The 14,467-nt window shown below is 72.7% G+C and carries 15 protein-coding genes; 12 read left to right on the top strand and 3 right to left on the bottom strand.

Going from position 1 to position 14,467, the window contains the following annotated elements; translation table 11 throughout:
• Positions 1-188: 188 nt before the first annotated feature.
• Positions 189-1,535, bottom strand: a complete 1,347-nt coding sequence (gene paaK, locus H295_RS0106870) for a phenylacetate--CoA ligase PaaK (protein ID WP_020134601.1) — start codon at positions 1,533-1,535, stop codon at positions 189-191.
• Between the two features lie 195 nt (positions 1,536-1,730).
• Here paaK and H295_RS0106865 point away from each other — a divergent pair, with 195 nt between their 5' ends.
• The 8 genes from H295_RS0106865 (at position 1,731) to H295_RS0106830 (ending at position 9,433) form a co-directional block, all read left to right on the top strand.
• The gene (locus H295_RS0106865) at positions 1,731-2,954 is read left to right on the top strand and encodes a thiolase family protein (RefSeq protein WP_020134600.1); all 1,224 of its coding nucleotides are present in this window, start codon (positions 1,731-1,733) and stop codon (positions 2,952-2,954) included.
• A gap of 133 nt (positions 2,955-3,087) precedes the next feature.
• Positions 3,088-4,110 carry a 1,2-phenylacetyl-CoA epoxidase subunit PaaA gene (gene paaA, locus H295_RS0106860; protein WP_020134599.1) on the top strand — a complete coding sequence of 341 codons (1,023 nt, stop codon included), beginning with the start codon at positions 3,088-3,090 and terminating at the stop codon, positions 4,108-4,110.
• On the top strand, positions 4,107-4,409 hold the full coding sequence (gene paaB / locus H295_RS0106855) for a 1,2-phenylacetyl-CoA epoxidase subunit PaaB (protein WP_020134598.1): 303 nt from the start codon (positions 4,107-4,109) through the stop codon (positions 4,407-4,409). Before paaA ends, paaB begins: the two co-directional genes overlap by 4 nt.
• Positions 4,410-4,429: 20 nt before the next feature.
• Positions 4,430-5,260, top strand: coding sequence for a 1,2-phenylacetyl-CoA epoxidase subunit PaaC (paaC, locus tag H295_RS0106850; protein WP_020134597.1), 831 nt, complete (start codon positions 4,430-4,432; stop codon positions 5,258-5,260).
• On the top strand, positions 5,254-5,796 hold the full coding sequence (paaD, locus tag H295_RS0106845) for a 1,2-phenylacetyl-CoA epoxidase subunit PaaD (RefSeq protein WP_051135515.1): 543 nt from the start codon (positions 5,254-5,256) through the stop codon (positions 5,794-5,796). The genes paaC and paaD overlap by 7 nt, the downstream gene beginning before the upstream one ends.
• Positions 5,796-6,899 carry a 1,2-phenylacetyl-CoA epoxidase subunit PaaE gene (gene paaE, locus H295_RS0106840; RefSeq protein WP_020134595.1) on the top strand — a complete coding sequence of 368 codons (1,104 nt, stop codon included), beginning with the start codon at positions 5,796-5,798 and terminating at the stop codon, positions 6,897-6,899. The genes paaD and paaE overlap by 1 nt, the downstream gene beginning before the upstream one ends.
• Before the next feature lie 71 nt (positions 6,900-6,970).
• Positions 6,971-8,248 (top strand): M20 metallopeptidase family protein, encoded by a 1,278-nt coding sequence (locus tag H295_RS42855; RefSeq protein ID WP_020134594.1) that lies wholly within the window; start codon positions 6,971-6,973, stop codon positions 8,246-8,248.
• Between the two features lie 108 nt (positions 8,249-8,356).
• Positions 8,357-9,433 (top strand): YihY/virulence factor BrkB family protein, encoded by a 1,077-nt coding sequence (locus H295_RS0106830; protein ID WP_020134593.1) that lies wholly within the window; start codon positions 8,357-8,359, stop codon positions 9,431-9,433.
• An 84-nt stretch (positions 9,434-9,517) separates the two neighbouring features.
• On the opposite strand, the gene H295_RS0106825 is transcribed toward H295_RS0106830, so the two are convergent.
• Both H295_RS0106825 and H295_RS0106820 read right to left on the bottom strand, forming a co-directional pair.
• Positions 9,518-10,447: a M56 family metallopeptidase gene (locus H295_RS0106825; RefSeq protein ID WP_020134592.1), complete on the bottom strand. Its 930-nt coding sequence runs from the start codon at positions 10,445-10,447 to the stop codon at positions 9,518-9,520.
• Positions 10,444-10,815, bottom strand: a complete 372-nt coding sequence (locus tag H295_RS0106820; RefSeq protein ID WP_020134591.1) for a BlaI/MecI/CopY family transcriptional regulator — start codon at positions 10,813-10,815, stop codon at positions 10,444-10,446. The genes H295_RS0106825 and H295_RS0106820 overlap by 4 nt, the downstream gene beginning before the upstream one ends.
• Positions 10,816-10,941: 126 nt before the next feature.
• Between H295_RS0106820 and H295_RS0106815 the strand changes: the two genes are divergently transcribed.
• From H295_RS0106815 to H295_RS0106800, 4 genes are read left to right on the top strand one after another with little or no spacing between them, the layout of a single operon-like run.
• Complete coding sequence (locus H295_RS0106815; protein ID WP_020134590.1) at positions 10,942-11,598, top strand: phosphatase PAP2 family protein; 657 nt, start codon at positions 10,942-10,944, stop codon at positions 11,596-11,598.
• On the top strand, positions 11,595-12,320 hold the full coding sequence (locus tag H295_RS0106810; RefSeq protein ID WP_020134589.1) for a phosphatase PAP2 family protein: 726 nt from the start codon (positions 11,595-11,597) through the stop codon (positions 12,318-12,320). Before H295_RS0106815 ends, H295_RS0106810 begins: the two co-directional genes overlap by 4 nt.
• A complete protein-coding gene (locus tag H295_RS0106805; RefSeq protein WP_020134588.1) occupies positions 12,274-12,936 on the top strand; it encodes a response regulator transcription factor in 663 nt (220 codons plus the stop codon). The genes H295_RS0106810 and H295_RS0106805 overlap by 47 nt, the downstream gene beginning before the upstream one ends.
• A complete protein-coding gene (locus H295_RS0106800) occupies positions 12,933-14,435 on the top strand; it encodes an ATP-binding protein (RefSeq protein WP_020134587.1) in 1,503 nt (500 codons plus the stop codon). The genes H295_RS0106805 and H295_RS0106800 overlap by 4 nt, the downstream gene beginning before the upstream one ends.
• Positions 14,436-14,467 lie beyond the last annotated feature (32 nt).

Raw genomic sequence — 14,467 nt, 5'->3', positions numbered from 1 at the left:
TGTCACCCGCACGTAGTGCCCTCGTTTCCGCAGGTTGTGGCCTCGGCGGAAGATTCTGCGCCGTACCCGGGGCCTTGCCGCAAGCCCCCCTGTGCGCTATAACTTGAGACAGGCAAGGAGAGCACTCTCCTTGTCTTTGCCGTTTCCTGCCGGGAGTTGGTGCGCCGCAGGCCCGCGGGTCGGGCCGGTCAGGCCTTGCGGAGGTCCTTGACGCGACGCAGTTTGCCGAGGGAACGCTCCAGGGTGTCCGGGTCGACGATCGCGACGTCCACGGTGATCCCCACCCCGTCCTTGACGCCCTGGGCGATCGAACGTGCGGCGGCCTCCCGCGCGTCGTCGGCGGTGCCGGGGCGGGCCTCTACGCGGACGGTCATGTGGTCCAGCCGCTCGCGCCGCGTCAGCTCGATCCGGAAGTGCGGGGCGACTCCCGGGGTGCGCAGCACGATCTCCTCGATCTGGCTCGGGAAGACGTTCACCCCGCGCAGGATGACCATGTCGTCGCTGCGGCCGGTGATCTTCTCGATACGGCGGAACGCGGGCCGTGCGGTGCCGGGCAGCAGCCGGGTCAGGTCCCGGGTGCGGTAACGGACGATGGGCAGCGCCTCCTTGGTGAGCGAGGTGAAGACCAGCTCGCCCTCCTCGCCCTCGGGCAGGCTCTCCCCGGTGATCGGGTCGACGACCTCGGGGTAGAAGTGGTCCTCCCACACGTGCAGACCGTCCTTGGTCTCCACGCACTCCTGGGCGACACCGGGGCCGATCACCTCGGACAGGCCGTATATGTCGACGGCGTGGAGGTCCATGCGCTCCTCGATCTCCCGCCGCATCTCCTCCGTCCACGGCTCGGCGCCGAAGAGGCCCACCCGCAGCGAGGTGGACCGCGGGTCGACCCCCTGCCGCTCGAACTCGTCGAGCAGGGTGAGCATGTAGGACGGAGTGACCATGATGATCTCGGGCCTGAAGTCCTGGATGATCTGCACCTGGCGCGCGGTCATCCCGCCCGAGGCGGGGATCACGGTGCAGCCGGCCCGCTCGGCCCCGTAGTGGGCGCCCAGGCCGCCGGTGAACAGGCCGTAGCCGTAGGAGATGTGCACCTTGTGGCCGGGACGGCCGCCCGCGGCGCGGATCGAGCGGGCGACCATGTCGGCCCACATCGACAGGTCGTTCTCGGTGTAACCGACCACGGTGGGGCGGCCGGTGGTGCCGCTGGAGGCGTGGACGCGGCGGACCTGGTCCATGGGGACGGCGAACATGCCGAACGGGTAGGTGTCGCGCAGATCGGCCTTCGTGGTGAAAGGGAAGCGGGCCAGGTCGTCGAGCGTCCGGCAGTCCTCGGGGGCGAGGCCGGCCTCGTCGAACTTCTTCCGGTACGACTCGACGTTGTCGTAGGCGTGCCGCAGGGTCGTGCGCAGCCGGCTCAGCTGAAGGGCGCGCAGCTCGTCGGGGGACAGGCGCTCGCCGTCGTCGAGCAGGTGGTCGGGAAGAGGCTCCCCCCGGCGGGCGGGGGACGTGGCCGGGGTCTTGCGCTCGCTGGTCATGGCTGCGACTCCTCGATCCTCGAAGCGGTACGGCGGCTGCACCCGCGGAACCTGACGATCACCGCGTCACCTGGCAGAACGGTCGTGGCGTGGATGCCGTTCCGGCCGGAGACGAGGGCACTCATGTGCACCATCTTGTCACCCGACCGAACATTCGGTTAGCGTGCGGCACGGTCCATGCAGAGGAGTCCGCCCATGCCCGACGAGGTCTATCTGATCGACGGCGCCCGCACCCCGCAGGGCCGCTACGGCGGTGCCCTGGCCGCCGTGCGTCCCGACGACCTGGCCGCTCTCGTCGTGGGGGAGGCGCTGCGACGCTCCGGGGCGCCCGCCGAAGCCGTGGACGAGGTGATCCTGGGCGCCGCCAACCAGGCCGGCGAGGACAACCGGGACGTGGCCCGCATGGCGGTGCTGCTGGCCGGACTCCCGCACACCGTGCCCGGCTACACCGTCAACCGGCTCTGCGCCTCGGGCCTGACCGCGGTCGCCTCCGCCGCCCAGACGATCCGCGCCGGGGAGGCGGAGCTGGTCGTCGCCGGGGGAGTGGAGTCGATGACCAGGGCCCCGTGGGTGATGGCGAAGCCCGGCACCCCCTGGGCCAAGCCGGGGGAGGTGCACGACACCTCGCTGGGCTGGCGCTTCACCAACCCGCGCTTCACGGCCGCCGACCGGGCGGTGCCGGCGGACGCCGGACCCGAGGCGTCGAAGGTGACCCTCTCGATGGGCGAGACCGCCGAGGAGGTCGCCGCGCTCGACGGCATCACCCGTGCCGACTCCGACGCCTTCGCCCTGCGCAGCCACCAGCGGGCCCTCGCGGCCCAGGCGGCCGGGCACTTCGACCGGGAGATCGTGCCGGTCCCGGTGAAGGACGGCGAGGTCACCCGGGACGAGGGTCCGCGCCCCGGCACCACGCCGGAGAAGCTGGGCACGCTGCGCACCGTCTTCCGCGCGGACGGCATCGTGACCGCGGGCTCCTCCTCGCCGCTGTCCGACGGGGCGGCCGCGCTGGTGGTGGCGAGCGCGGCGGCGGTGGAGCGGTACGGGCTCGTCCCGCGCGCCCGGATCGTCACCTCCGCCTCGGCCGGCGTCCAGCCGAACCTCATGGGCCTCGGACCGGTGCCCGCCACCGAGAAAGCCCTCGCCCGAGCCGGGTGGCAGGTCGCGGACCTGGGCGCGATCGAGCTGAACGAGGCGTTCGCCGCACAGGCTCTCGCCGTCATCCGCCGCCTGAAGCCGGACGAGGAGAAGGTCAACGCCGACGGCGGTGCCATCGCCCTGGGGCATCCCCTCGGCTGCTCGGGTGCGCGCATCCTGCTCACCCTGCTGGGCCGCCTGGAACGGGAGGACGCCCGCAGGGGACTCGCCACCCTGTGCGTCGGCGTGGGGCAGGGTGTCGCGATGCTGGTGGAACGCGTCTGAGAGGGGCCGAGCGGGCGGTGCCGGGGGTGTCCGCGCCGGTGGGGTGCCCTCTGTGCAGGTCACCGGAGGCACTGGTGGACCGGCGGAAACCATCGTAGAATTGGCCGAACGAACGGTCGGTTGGGGAGAGTCCATGACAGACGCACAGGCCGGTCCGGCGGGGCCCGCCGAACCGGAGCTCCACAGGCACTTCGACGCGACGATCGCCCGTGACCAGCGCATCGAGCCACGCGACTGGATGCCCGACGGCTACCGCAACACGCTGATCCGGCAGATCGCCCAGCACGCCCACTCGGAGATCATCGGCATGCAGCCGGAGGGCGAGTGGATCACCCGCGCACCCTCGCTGCGCCGCAAGGCGATCCTTTTCGCGAAGGTCCAGGACGAGGCCGGCCACGGCCTGTACCTGTACTCGGCCGCCGAGACCCTCGGCGCGGACCGCGCGGACCTCACCGAGCGGCTGATCGCGGGCCGTCAGAAGTACTCTTCGATCTTCAACTACCCAACGCCGACCTTCGCCGACGTCGGAGTGATCGGCTGGTTCGTGGACGGCGCCGCCATCTGCAACCAGGTGCCGCTGTGCCGCAGTTCCTACGGCCCTTACGCGCGCGCGATGGTGCGGATCTGCAAGGAGGAGTCCTTCCACCAACGGCAGGGCTACGAACTGCTGATGACCATGATGCGCGGCACCGACGCCCAGCGGGAGATGGTCCAGGACGCGGTGAACCGCTGGTGGTGGCCGTCCCTCATGATGTTCGGCCCGCCCGACGACAACTCCCCCAACTCGGCGGCCTCCATGGCGTGGAAGATCAAGCGGCACAGCAACGACGAACTGCGCCAGCGCTTCGTCGACATGACCGTGCCGCAGGCCGAGAAGCTCGGGGTGACCCTGCCCGACCCGGAGCTGCGGTGGAACGGGGAACGCGGCCGGCACGACTTCGGCACCCCCGACTGGGACGAGCTGATGCGGGTCATCAAGGGCGGCGGACCGTGCAACGCGCAGCGCGTCGAACGGCGCCGCAGCGCCCACGAGGACGGCGCCTGGGTACGGCAGGCGGCCGCGGCCCACGCGGCGAAACAGCAGGCACGCGCGGCCGGGCGGCAGACCCCCGCGGCCGAGCGACGGACGGGCGCGCACGAAGGAGCGGCGGTATGAGCGACGAGCAGGCGACCAGGGCCGACTGGCCGCTGTACGAGATCTTCGTGCGCGGCAAGCGCGGGCTGAACCACGTCCACGTGGGCTCGCTGCACGCGGCCGACGACCGCATGGCCCTCAGCCACGCCCGTGACCTGTACACGCGGCGCAACGAGGGAGTGAGCATCTGGGCCGTGCGCTCGGAGCACATCGCGGCCTCCACCCGCGACGAGAAGGACCCCTTCTTCGAGCCCAGCGCCGACAAGGTGTACCGCCACCCCACCTTCTACGACATCCCCGACGACGTCCCGCACATCTAGTCCCGCATCGAGGAACAGGCATGAGTGACGACCACGTCTACATGACCCTCGCCGAGGGACACGACGACAGCGACGCCCGGTGGGCGTTCGGCACCGGCTTCGAGGACCCCCTGCACGGTGTCGACACCACCGTCCCGGCCGGTGTCGACCGGGACGACCTCGCCGCACGCTGCCTCGCGCTCGGCGACGACGCCCTCGTCTCGGCGCAGCGGCTCGCCGAGTGGACCACGCGCGCGCCCGAACTGGAGGAGGAGGTGGCCCTGGCCAACATCGGCCTCGACCTCCTCGGCCAGGCCCGCCTGCTGTACGCCCGCTGCGGCCAGGCCGACGGTTCCGGCCGGGGCGAGGACGCCTACGCGTACTTCCGCGACCCCGACGAGTTCCGCAACGTACGCCTCGCCGAACTGCCCAACGGCGACTTCGCGTTCAGTGTCGTACGGCTGCTGGTGCTGTCCAGCTGGCGGCTCGCGCACTTCGAGCGGCTGACGGGGGATCCGGACCCGGTGCTCGCCGCCGTCGCCGCCAAGGGCGTCAAGGAGCTGGCCTACCACCGGCAGTGGGCCGCCGAATGGGCCGTACGGCTCGGTGACGGCACCGAGGAGTCACGGCGCCGCACTCAGGCCGCGCTCGGCCAAGTCGCCCCCTACCTGGGCGAGTTGTTCTCGGCGTTCGACGTGCGGGACGAGGTGGTCGCCGTGCTCGGCCAGGTGACGGAGGCGGCCGGACTGAGCATGCCCGCCTGGCAGCCGCTGCCCGGACGGGGCCGCGAGGGACGCCACACCGAGCATCTCGCGCCGCTGCTGGCCGAGTTGCAGTCCGTGGCCAGGGCTCACCCGGGGGCGACATGGTGACCGCGTCAACCGCGTCAACCGCGTCGATCGCCTTGACCGACGTCGGGCGCGCCAGGCAGATCGCCTCGCGGGTCCCGGACCCCGAACTGCCCATGCTCACCCTGGCCGACCTCGGGGTGCTGCGTGACGTCGAGGTCGGGGCGGACGGGACGGTCGTCGCGACCCTCACCCCGACCTACTCCGGCTGCCCGGCGATGGCCGAGATGCGTGCCGCGGTGGCCGCCCGGCTGACGGACGCCGGGTACGCGCGCGTGGAGATCCGCACCCTGCTGGACCCGCCCTGGACCACCGACTGGATCAGCCCCGACGGGCGCCGCAAGCTCGCCGAGCACGGCATCGCCCCGCCCGGCCCCGCACCCCGGCCCACGCCCGGCCCGGTACCGCTGCTGCTGTCCCCGACCCGGCGCGAGGTGGCCTGTCCGCTCTGCGGTTCGGCGGACACCGAGGAGACCTCCCGGTTCGGGGCCACCTCCTGCAAGGCCCTGTGGCGCTGCCGCGCCTGCCGCGAGCCGTTCGAGTACGTCAAGGAGATCTGATGGAGGACCTGTTGAGCCCCGCCCCGGCCCGGGCACCCCGCCGTCGGCCCGCGTTCCACGCGCTGCGGGTGGCCGAGGTGCGGCGGCTCTGCGAGGACGCGGCCACCGTCGCCTTCGAGATCCCCGACGAACTGTCCGAGGAGTTCGCCTTCGCCCCCGGACAGTCGCTCACCCTGCGCCGCCGCGTCGACGGGCGGGACGAGCGACGGTCGTACTCCATCTGCGCCCCGGCCGGCACCCCGCCCCGCATCGGTGTGCGGGAGGTGCCCGGCGGTCTGTTCTCGTCCTGGCTGGTGCACGAGGTCGCGCCCGGAGACGTCGTCGAGGTGATGGCACCCACCGGCGCCTTCACCCCCGACCTCGCCACGCCCGGTCACCATGTCCTGATCGCCGCCGGCTCGGGCATCACCCCGATGCTGTCCATCGCCGAATCGGTCCTCGCCGCCGACGACCGCTCCCGGGTCACCCTCTTCTACGGCAACCGCCGCACCGACTCGGTGATGTTCGCCGACGAACTCGCCGATCTCAAGGACCTCCACCCCACCCGCTTCCAGCTCGCCCACGTCCTCTCCCGCGAGCCGCGCGAGGCCGAGGTGCTCTCCGGCCGCCTGGACGCCGAGCGGCTCACCGCGCTCGTCGAGGCGCTGGTGGACGTCGGTTCGGCCGACCACTGGTGGCTGTGCGGCCCGCACGGCATGGTCCGCGACGCGCTGCGCGTGCTCACCGGCCTCAAGGTCCCCGCCGACCGGGTCCACCAGGAGCTCTTCTACGCCGACGACGAGCCGGTGCGCGAGGTCCGCCACGAGGACGCTGCCACCGAGGGCCCCGTCAGCCAGGTCACCATCACCCTCGACGGCCGCTCCACCACCGGCGCCCTCTCCCGCGGCCGCAGCATCCTGGACGGCGCCCAGAAGACCCGCCCCGACCTGCCCTTCGCCTGCAAGGGCGGAGTCTGCGGCACCTGCCGCGCCCTGGTCACCGAGGGCGAGGCGGACATGCGCCGCAACTACGCCCTGGAGCCGGCCGAGGTCGACGCGGGCTATGTCCTGACCTGCCAGTCCTTCCCCGTCTCGGAGACGCTGACGGTCGACTACGACAGCTGACCTCGCCGTGACGTGGGGGACGGGCTGAATTTCTGGTGCGCCGGACCGGAGTTCGTGCGCACCATGTGCCGATGACGAATCTCGACGAAGGACTGATCGAGCTCCGCCGGGAGATCCACCGCCGCCCCGAACTCGCGGGCGAGGAGCGGGAGACGGCGGGGCTGGTCGCGCAACACCTGCGCGAGGCCGGGCTGGAGGTGACGACCGGCGTCGGCGGCCACGGCGTCGTGGCGGTGCTCGACGGTTCCGCGGACGGTCCGACCGTGGCGTACCGCGCGGACATGGACGCCGTCGACACGCGGACGAGCGCACTGCCCTTCCCGCGGTCCGACCGGGCTTTCGACGAGGGCTTCGCCTCCCGGGTCCGCGGCGTCGCGCACCTGTGCGGGCACGACCTGCACACCGCGATCGGCGTCGGCGTCGCCCGGGCACTGGCCCAGGGCTCCGATCCGGTGCGCGGCCGGCTGGTGTTCGTCTTCCAGCCGGCCGAGGAGTCCCTGCGGGGCGCACGCGCGATGCTGGACACCGGCCTGGTGCAGAGCCTCGCGCCGCGCGAGTTCTATGCGCTGCATTGCAGCCCGTTCCCGGTCGGCACCATCGGAGTCTCCCCGGGATACGGCCTGCCCGGACTCGACCACCTCCGGATCACGCTGCCGGGCGGCGACGAGGCCGGCTCCGCTGCCGCGGCCCTCACGGAACTCGCGGCCGAGGTGGGAGAGTTCGGCACGGTCGGATACCCGCGGAGCCTGGCCGAGTACCAGGGAGTTTTCCACTCGTTGCTGGACCCCGAGAGCGCCGCGTCGATCCAGGAGTCCGTGTGCCTCACCCAGTGGACCGAGCAGGCTCCCGACGGGCGACCCGTCGCCAACGTACTGCTGCGGGTCTGGCCGCAGGAACGGCTTCTGGAGCTGCGCGGGCAGGTCAAACGGCTGGTCGAGGCCGCGGGCGGACACGTCGAGTGCCCCGGTGACCCGTTCCCCGCCATGGTGAACTCGACGGACCTCAGCACGGCCGCCGGCCGGTACCTGAGCGCGGCCCTGGGACCCGAGTCCGTCGTGTGGGCCCGGGCGTCCTGGCCCTTCAACTGCGAGGACTTCGCCCTGTTCCTCCAGGAGGCGCCGGGCGCACAGCTCTATCTCGGTGTCGCGAACGCCGAGGCGGGGATGGACGGCGCCCCGCACAGCCCCGACTTCGCCGCCGACGAGCGGGCCATCGGCCACGGAGTGCGCGCCATGGCGGGTCTGCTGACCGACCGGCTGGGGGTTCGCGGGGGCGACGGTGACGGGCTCGGGGCCCGGTCCGGGGGTGAGGTGCGGGGGCGCGGTGCGGTGATTCCGGGCTCGGCGTGATCGTCGGGACGACCCGCGGCCGTTCCCTCGGAGGACGACCCCCACCCGCCCCTTCGGAAGAACGGCGATTCGACGCGTAGGCCGGGGCGACGGGGTTACCCGACGGGCATGGCGAGGCTGCATCTTCCAGGACACAAGGCGCATCACGACGAGACCGACACCGAGACCGAGCCTGAGGGCCGAAGGACCCCGGCGCCCGAGGAGGCCGGTCCGGGGCCCGAGGTGGAGCGCGAGGCACCCGACACGCCGGCCCGGCTGCCCAGACAAGCCTGGGGCGGGGTCTTCAAAGGGGCCGTGCGCGAGTTCAAGGACGACGAGCTGACCGACCGCGCGGCCGCCCTCACGTACTACGGGGTGCTGTCGCTGTTCCCGGCTCTGCTGGTCCTGGTGTCCCTGCTGGGCCTGACCGGCAAGTCGGCCACCGACAAGGTGCTCGACAACCTCAGGCAGCTCACCCCCGGCTCGGCCCGCGACATCATCACCCGGGCCGTCGAGCAGCTCCAGGGCAACGCCGGCACCGGCTCCCTCATGGCGATCGTGGGCCTGGTGCTGGCGGTCTGGTCCGCCTCCGGCTACATCGCGGCATTCATCCGGACCGCCAACAGGGTGTACGACATGCCCGAGGGGCGCCCGGTCTGGAAGATCCTGCCTCTGCGGGTCGCGCTCACGGTCGTGCTGATGATCCTCGCCGTGGCCAGCGCCCTGATCGTCGTCTTCACCGGCGGCATCGCCCGCCAGGCCGGGACCGCCCTGGGGATCGGCGACGCGGCACTGACGGTGTGGGCGATCGCCAAGTGGCCGGTCCTCGTCGTCCTGGTCACCCTCATGATCGCCATCCTGTACTGGGCCACCCCCAACGCCAAGGTCAAGGGCTTCCGGTGGATCACCCCGGGCAGCCTCCTGGCCCTGCTGATCTGGATGGTCGCCTCCGCCGGCTTCGCGTTCTACGTGGCCAACTTCGCCTCGTACAACAAGACCTACGGCACCATGGCCGGCGTCATCGTCTTCCTCGTGTGGCTGTGGATCAGCAACCTGGCCATCCTGCTCGGCCTGGAGTTCGACGCGGAGAGCGTCCGGCAGCGGGCGATCGTCGGCGGGTTGCCCCCGGACAAGGAGCCGTACACCGAACCGCGGGACACGCGGACGTGGACCGAGGAGGACGTCCGGAGGCTGGACGAGACCTGACGCCGCAGTCCTTGCGGCGGGGCGGCCCCTTGGCATCCGGCCTTCGGTATCCGCCCCCCGGTTATCCGCCCTCTCGGTCCGCCCTCAGCCGCCCGTCTCGCCCTGGGCAATCTCGATGTCCTCATGGACACGGACCGCCCCCGTGGCCGCCGTGGCGCAGGACAGTACGGCGCATGCGGCCAGCAACGCGGCGATCCACGGCACGGCGTGTCGCGTGGGCCGGGCGGGAGCCATGAGAGCGGCCACCCGCTGGGGCACCGGCCCCGTGGTCGCGGCGGGTGTGACCGTCGGCCGGGTGGCCTCCCTGCCGTTCGTGGCCAGTGCCGCGCGGGCGATGGCCCGCGCGGTCAGGCGCCGGTCGCCCACGGTGCCGGCCGCGGCTTCGTCGGCGGCCCGCTCGACGGCGAGCCGGATGGCGTCCCGGACCGGGCGCAGGGCCGGGTGGCAGTGGGCGGTGAGCTCGGCCACCGCCAGGAACCAGTGGTGGCCGCCGGTGTTGTGGGCCCGCTCGTGCGCGAAGAGCGCCTCACGCTCGGAGGCGTCGAGGCTGCGCAGCATGGCGGTGGTGACGACGATGCGGTGCGGGCGCCCCGGGAGCGCGTAGGCGTCGGGGCGCGGGGAGTCGATGACGCACAGGTCACCCGCGGCGGGCCGGCGGTCGGCTGCGGCGCGTGCCGTGCGCAGGCCCGCGCTCTGGCGTACGAGGGACAGCACCAGCGTGAGGGCGGCCAGGGTCAGCAGTCCGGCGGCGAGCGCGGCGAGCGGCAGCAGCACCCAGGCCGAGGGGGTGGGCAGCGGGTGGACCAGCTCGCCCAGCGCGGCGAAGGCCGGGATCTTGAGCAGACCGGTCAGGGTGAGGGTGCCCAGCGCCGCCACGCTGCCGCCCGCGAGGAGGACGGCCGAGACGGTCAGGGCCCACAGGGCGGCGGACGGGGAACAGTGGGCGGGCACCCGGCGGGCCAGGGCGGGGGCGGCCCAGGGCAGCAGCAACGGGACCAGCAACAGCGTGATCATCGGGGGCCGTCCTCGAGGAGCTGACGCAGGACCTCCTCGTCGTCGGGGCTGAGCCGGTCGACGAAACGGGCCAGGACCGTCGCCCGGTCGCTGTCGCGGTCGAGTTCGCCGTGCATGCGCAGGGCGGTCAGGCCGTGCGGGTCCTCTATGGGCCGGTAGGCGAAGCCGCGCCCCTGGCGCTCCCGTTCGAGCGTTCCCTTCTCGTGCAGCCGGGACAGGATCGTGGTCACCGTCGTGCGGGCCAGGTCGGAGGCGAGTTCCGCCTGGACCTGGGCCGGGGTGAGCGGGGTGCCCGCGGTCCACAGGGCGGCCAGCACGGCCGCCTCCAGTTCACCCGCCGGTCGCCGTTCGTCCCTTGCCTCGGTCATGGGAACCTTCCTCACTCCGCGATCGTCTACAGTGACGTAGACCGTCTACAGAATTGTAGTCAGTCGGAGTCGCCCTGTCAGGAGACCCCCGGCCGTCCGGCCGCCCGCAGCGAAGGGAACCACCAGATGACCGCCACCGTAGCCGGGCCGCCACAGCTCGCGGTGGGCCCCATGGCAAAGACCCTCGCCCTCGACGGAGCGTCGGTCGACGGCTCGGCCTACCGGGACGTGGTGGACCTGGCCCACCGGGCCCCAGGCTGGCTGGACGCCCTGGTGTCGGCCTGGTCGGCGTACGGACTCGTGCTGTTCGCCGTGTTGATGGTCGCGGGGTGGTGGCGCGCCAGACGCGTGGACGCCGCGGCGGCCGTGACCGCACTGGCCGTACCCCTGTGCGTAGGGGTGGCGTACGGCGTCAACTCCGTGATCAAGATTCTCGTGCAGGAGAACCGGCCCTGCCGGACCCTCGCGGTGAAGACCCTGGAGGCGTGTCCGGCGCGTGGCGACTGGTCCTTCCCCAGCAACCACGCGGCCATCGCCGCCGCCGCGGCCGTGGCCCTCCTCTTCGTCTCCCGAAGGCTGGGCGCGTGGGCGGTGGCCGGCGCGCTCGCGATGGCGGCCTCGCGGGTGTGGGTCGGCGTGCACTACCCGCACGACGTACTGGCCGGGCTGATCGTGGGCGCCGCGGTCGCCTTCGGCCTGATGACGCTCGTACGACGGCGGGCGCGGACCGTCACCCGCCTCCTCACCGGCACACCGCTGAGCCCGTTGCTCGCTCTCTCATGAAGCGCGGCGACGTCTCCGAACTGGCCGGCAGCATCGGTGTCGGCGCCTGGACTGCGTTCACGGTCCTGGCCGTCAACGCCGTCGGTGGCGACGGCGGCCCGCTCTGGGGCGACCGCTCCCTGCTCACCTGGTCGGTCCACCACCGCCCGAACCTGCTGTCGGCCCTCGCGCGGGGCGTGACCGCCACCGGCACGGGAGCCTTCCCGTACCTCCTCGTCGCGCTCGCCGGTGTGCTGGCCGGACGGACCGCGCGGCAACGCCTGACGGCCGCGGCACTCGGTCTCGCCTGCCTCACCGCCGGACAGGCCCTGCGCTACGGCCTGATGGAGGCCCTGCACCGGGCCCGCCCGCCGCGCGTGGACTGGGCCACGGCGGCGAGCGGCTGGTCCTTCCCCTCCGGGCACACCACTACCGCGGCGCTGACGGCGGGACTGCTCGTCATCGCGCTCACCCTGCGCGCCCCGCGTGGCGGCACGGCCTTGTGCACAGCCGTCGGCTGCTGGGGCGCACTGGTCGGACTGACCCGCGCCTACCTCGGCGTCCACTGGTTCAGCGATGTCGTCGCCGGCTGGCTGTTCGCCGTCGGCTGGCTCGGGCTGTGCCTGTGCGTCGCCGCCCACTGGCCGCCCGCCGCCTTCCTCGCCCCGCCCGCAGAACCGCGAACCCCGGAGGAGCATGCGCCCCAAGATCCTGGTCGTGGAGGACGATCACGCCCTGCGTGACGTCCTGCGCCGCGCCCTGAACGACGAGGACTTCACTCCCGTTCTCGCCGCCGACGGAGCCACCGCCCTGCGCCTGGCCGACGTCGACGTCTCGGGCGTGATCCTCGACGTCGGGCTGCCCGACGCCGACGGGCGGGACGTGTGCCAGGCCCTGCGCGCGGGCGGATTCCGCGGACCGGTCATCTTCCTCACGGCCCGCCACCACATCACCGACCGGCTCTCCGGGTTCTCCGCCGGAGGCGACGACTACCTGCCCAAGCCCTTCCACCTGGCCGAACTCACCGCCCGGCTGCGCGCCGCCCTCAGACGGTCCGGACCTCCGCCGCCGGCCACCGCGGGTGACCTGGTCCTGGATCCGGTGGGCCACAACGCGACCGTCCGCGGGGTGCCCGTCACCCTCTCGCCGACGGAGTTCCGGCTCCTGGCCGCGCTCGCCGCGGCGGGCGGCGACCTCGTGCGCCGACGGGACCTGGCCCGGGCCGGCTGGCCGGAGGGCGCCCACGTCAGCGACAACACCCTGGACCAGTACCTCACCCGCCTCCGCCGCAAGCTGCGCGCGGCGGACAGCGAACTGACGATCGGCACCGTACGGGGGATGGGGCACAGGCTGTCATGAACCGTGTCCGGCGCGGCCTCAACCGGGTTCAGGGGGGCCTCGATCGCCCTGTCGGCCGTGCCCTGAGCCGCCTCACCCCGCGCACTCTGCGTGGCCGCCTTTCCCTTACGGCACTCACCACCGCCGCACTGCTGATGACGGTCCTCACCGTGGTCTTCAACACGGTGATGGAACGGCACCTGGGACAGCAGGCGGACGACGAACTGCTCGGCCGGGCGGCCGCGGTCGCCACGACGGTCGACACCACCGGAACACGCGTCCGCGTCCTGGAGACCGGCCACGACGAACTCCTCGACACCAACGTGTGGATCTACACCGGCAGCCGTCTGCTGGAGGGGCCGCCGTCGGGCAGCTCCGCGCTGGAGAGACCACAGTCCGCGGCACCCGGCACGCCTCTCACCGCAGCCGGCAATCCCCGCACCACACCCGGCGATCCGCTCACCGCGGTCGCCGGCCGACTCGCCGCACAAGGCCGGCGAACCTGTTCGACGGTACGGGGGGAACGGCAGCGGCCGGTCCGCCTGTGCTCCGACATCGTCACCGGCGGCCGTACCACCGCCACCGTAATCACCGCCCTGGACCTTGCCCCGTACCGCAGTTCGGCCGACAGCATGCTGCTCGGCTCCCTCGTCCTCGACGCCGTGATGCTCGCCTGCACCTACGCCCTGACCCGCCTCATGGTCGGCCGCGCACTGCGCCCCGTCCGCGACATGACCGACCAGGCCACGCGATGGAGTGCGGTCGGTTCCGCCCAGCGCTTCGGCACGGTACGGCAGCCGGCCGAACTCGCCCGTCTCGGCGCCTCCTTCGACGCCCTCCTGGACCGCATCCGCGCGGTGCTGCGCCACGAGCGGCAACTGACCGGCGAGTTGTCGCACGAGCTCCGCACCCCGCTCGCCCGGATCGTCGCGGAACTCGACTGGTGGGGTGCCCGCCCCCGCTCGACGGCCGAGACCCAGGCCACCCACGAAGTGATCGCCGAGGCGGCCCACTCGATGCGCGCCATCTGCGACACGCTGCTCGACGACGCCCGCGACAGCACACAGAGCCCCGCGACCGCTCCCGGCACCGGCGAGGTCGGCCCGTCACTGCGTCGACTGTCCGAACTCCAGGGCACGGCCCGCGGAGTGGAGATCCGGGTCGAGACGCAGCACGCACCTCTGACCGCGGGCGTCACCGCCAACATCCTCGAACGGATCGTCAGCCCCCTGCTGGCCAACGCCCTCCGCCACGCCGACACGACGGTGACGGTACGCGCGCGCCCGGCCTCCGGTGCCGTCTGTATCGACGTCGAGGACGACGGCCCGGGCGTACCCAAGACCTTTGCCGCCGACCTCTTCCAGCCCGGCCGCCGTGCCGACCCCGACGACGGCCACGACGGCGCCGGCCTCGGTCTGTCCCTCGCCCGTCGACTGGCCCGCGCGGCCGGGGGAGACGTCGTGCACGACGCCGGTCACACACCGGGAGCCCGGTTCACGGTCACTCTGCCCACAGGGTGAGCGCGGAGCAGTGACCCACGGGGATCCGCAGG

This window comes from Streptomyces sp. 351MFTsu5.1, assembly GCF_000383655.1.
Lineage (GTDB): Bacteria > Actinomycetota > Actinomycetes > Streptomycetales > Streptomycetaceae > Streptomyces > Streptomyces griseorubiginosus.
This window is presented reverse-complemented; position numbering and strand designations above follow the sequence as displayed.

Excerpts from the sequence above, each read along its gene's own strand:
- paaK (WP_020134601.1), bottom strand. The coding sequence starts at position 1,535 with ATGACCAGCGAGCGCAAGACCCCGGCCACGTCCCCCGCCCGCCGGGGG.
- H295_RS0106830 (WP_020134593.1), top strand. The coding sequence starts at position 8,357 with ATGGCGAGGCTGCATCTTCCAGGACACAAGGCGCATCACGACGAGACC.
- H295_RS0106865 (WP_020134600.1), top strand. The coding sequence starts at position 1,731 with ATGCCCGACGAGGTCTATCTGATCGACGGCGCCCGCACCCCGCAGGGC.
- H295_RS0106820 (WP_020134591.1), bottom strand. The coding sequence starts at position 10,815 with ATGACCGAGGCAAGGGACGAACGGCGACCGGCGGGTGAACTGGAGGCG.
- H295_RS42855 (WP_020134594.1), top strand. The coding sequence starts at position 6,971 with ATGACGAATCTCGACGAAGGACTGATCGAGCTCCGCCGGGAGATCCAC.
- H295_RS0106805 (WP_020134588.1), top strand. The coding sequence starts at position 12,274 with ATGCGCCCCAAGATCCTGGTCGTGGAGGACGATCACGCCCTGCGTGAC.
- paaA (WP_020134599.1), top strand. The coding sequence starts at position 3,088 with ATGACAGACGCACAGGCCGGTCCGGCGGGGCCCGCCGAACCGGAGCTC.
- H295_RS0106800 (WP_020134587.1), top strand. The coding sequence starts at position 12,933 with ATGAACCGTGTCCGGCGCGGCCTCAACCGGGTTCAGGGGGGCCTCGAT.
- paaE (WP_020134595.1), top strand. The coding sequence starts at position 5,796 with ATGGAGGACCTGTTGAGCCCCGCCCCGGCCCGGGCACCCCGCCGTCGG.
- paaC (WP_020134597.1), top strand. The coding sequence starts at position 4,430 with ATGAGTGACGACCACGTCTACATGACCCTCGCCGAGGGACACGACGAC.
- paaD (WP_051135515.1), top strand. The coding sequence starts at position 5,254 with ATGGTGACCGCGTCAACCGCGTCAACCGCGTCGATCGCCTTGACCGAC.
- paaB (WP_020134598.1), top strand. The coding sequence starts at position 4,107 with ATGAGCGACGAGCAGGCGACCAGGGCCGACTGGCCGCTGTACGAGATC.
- H295_RS0106825 (WP_020134592.1), bottom strand. The coding sequence starts at position 10,447 with ATGATCACGCTGTTGCTGGTCCCGTTGCTGCTGCCCTGGGCCGCCCCC.
- H295_RS0106815 (WP_020134590.1), top strand. The coding sequence starts at position 10,942 with ATGACCGCCACCGTAGCCGGGCCGCCACAGCTCGCGGTGGGCCCCATG.
- H295_RS0106810 (WP_020134589.1), top strand. The coding sequence starts at position 11,595 with ATGAAGCGCGGCGACGTCTCCGAACTGGCCGGCAGCATCGGTGTCGGC.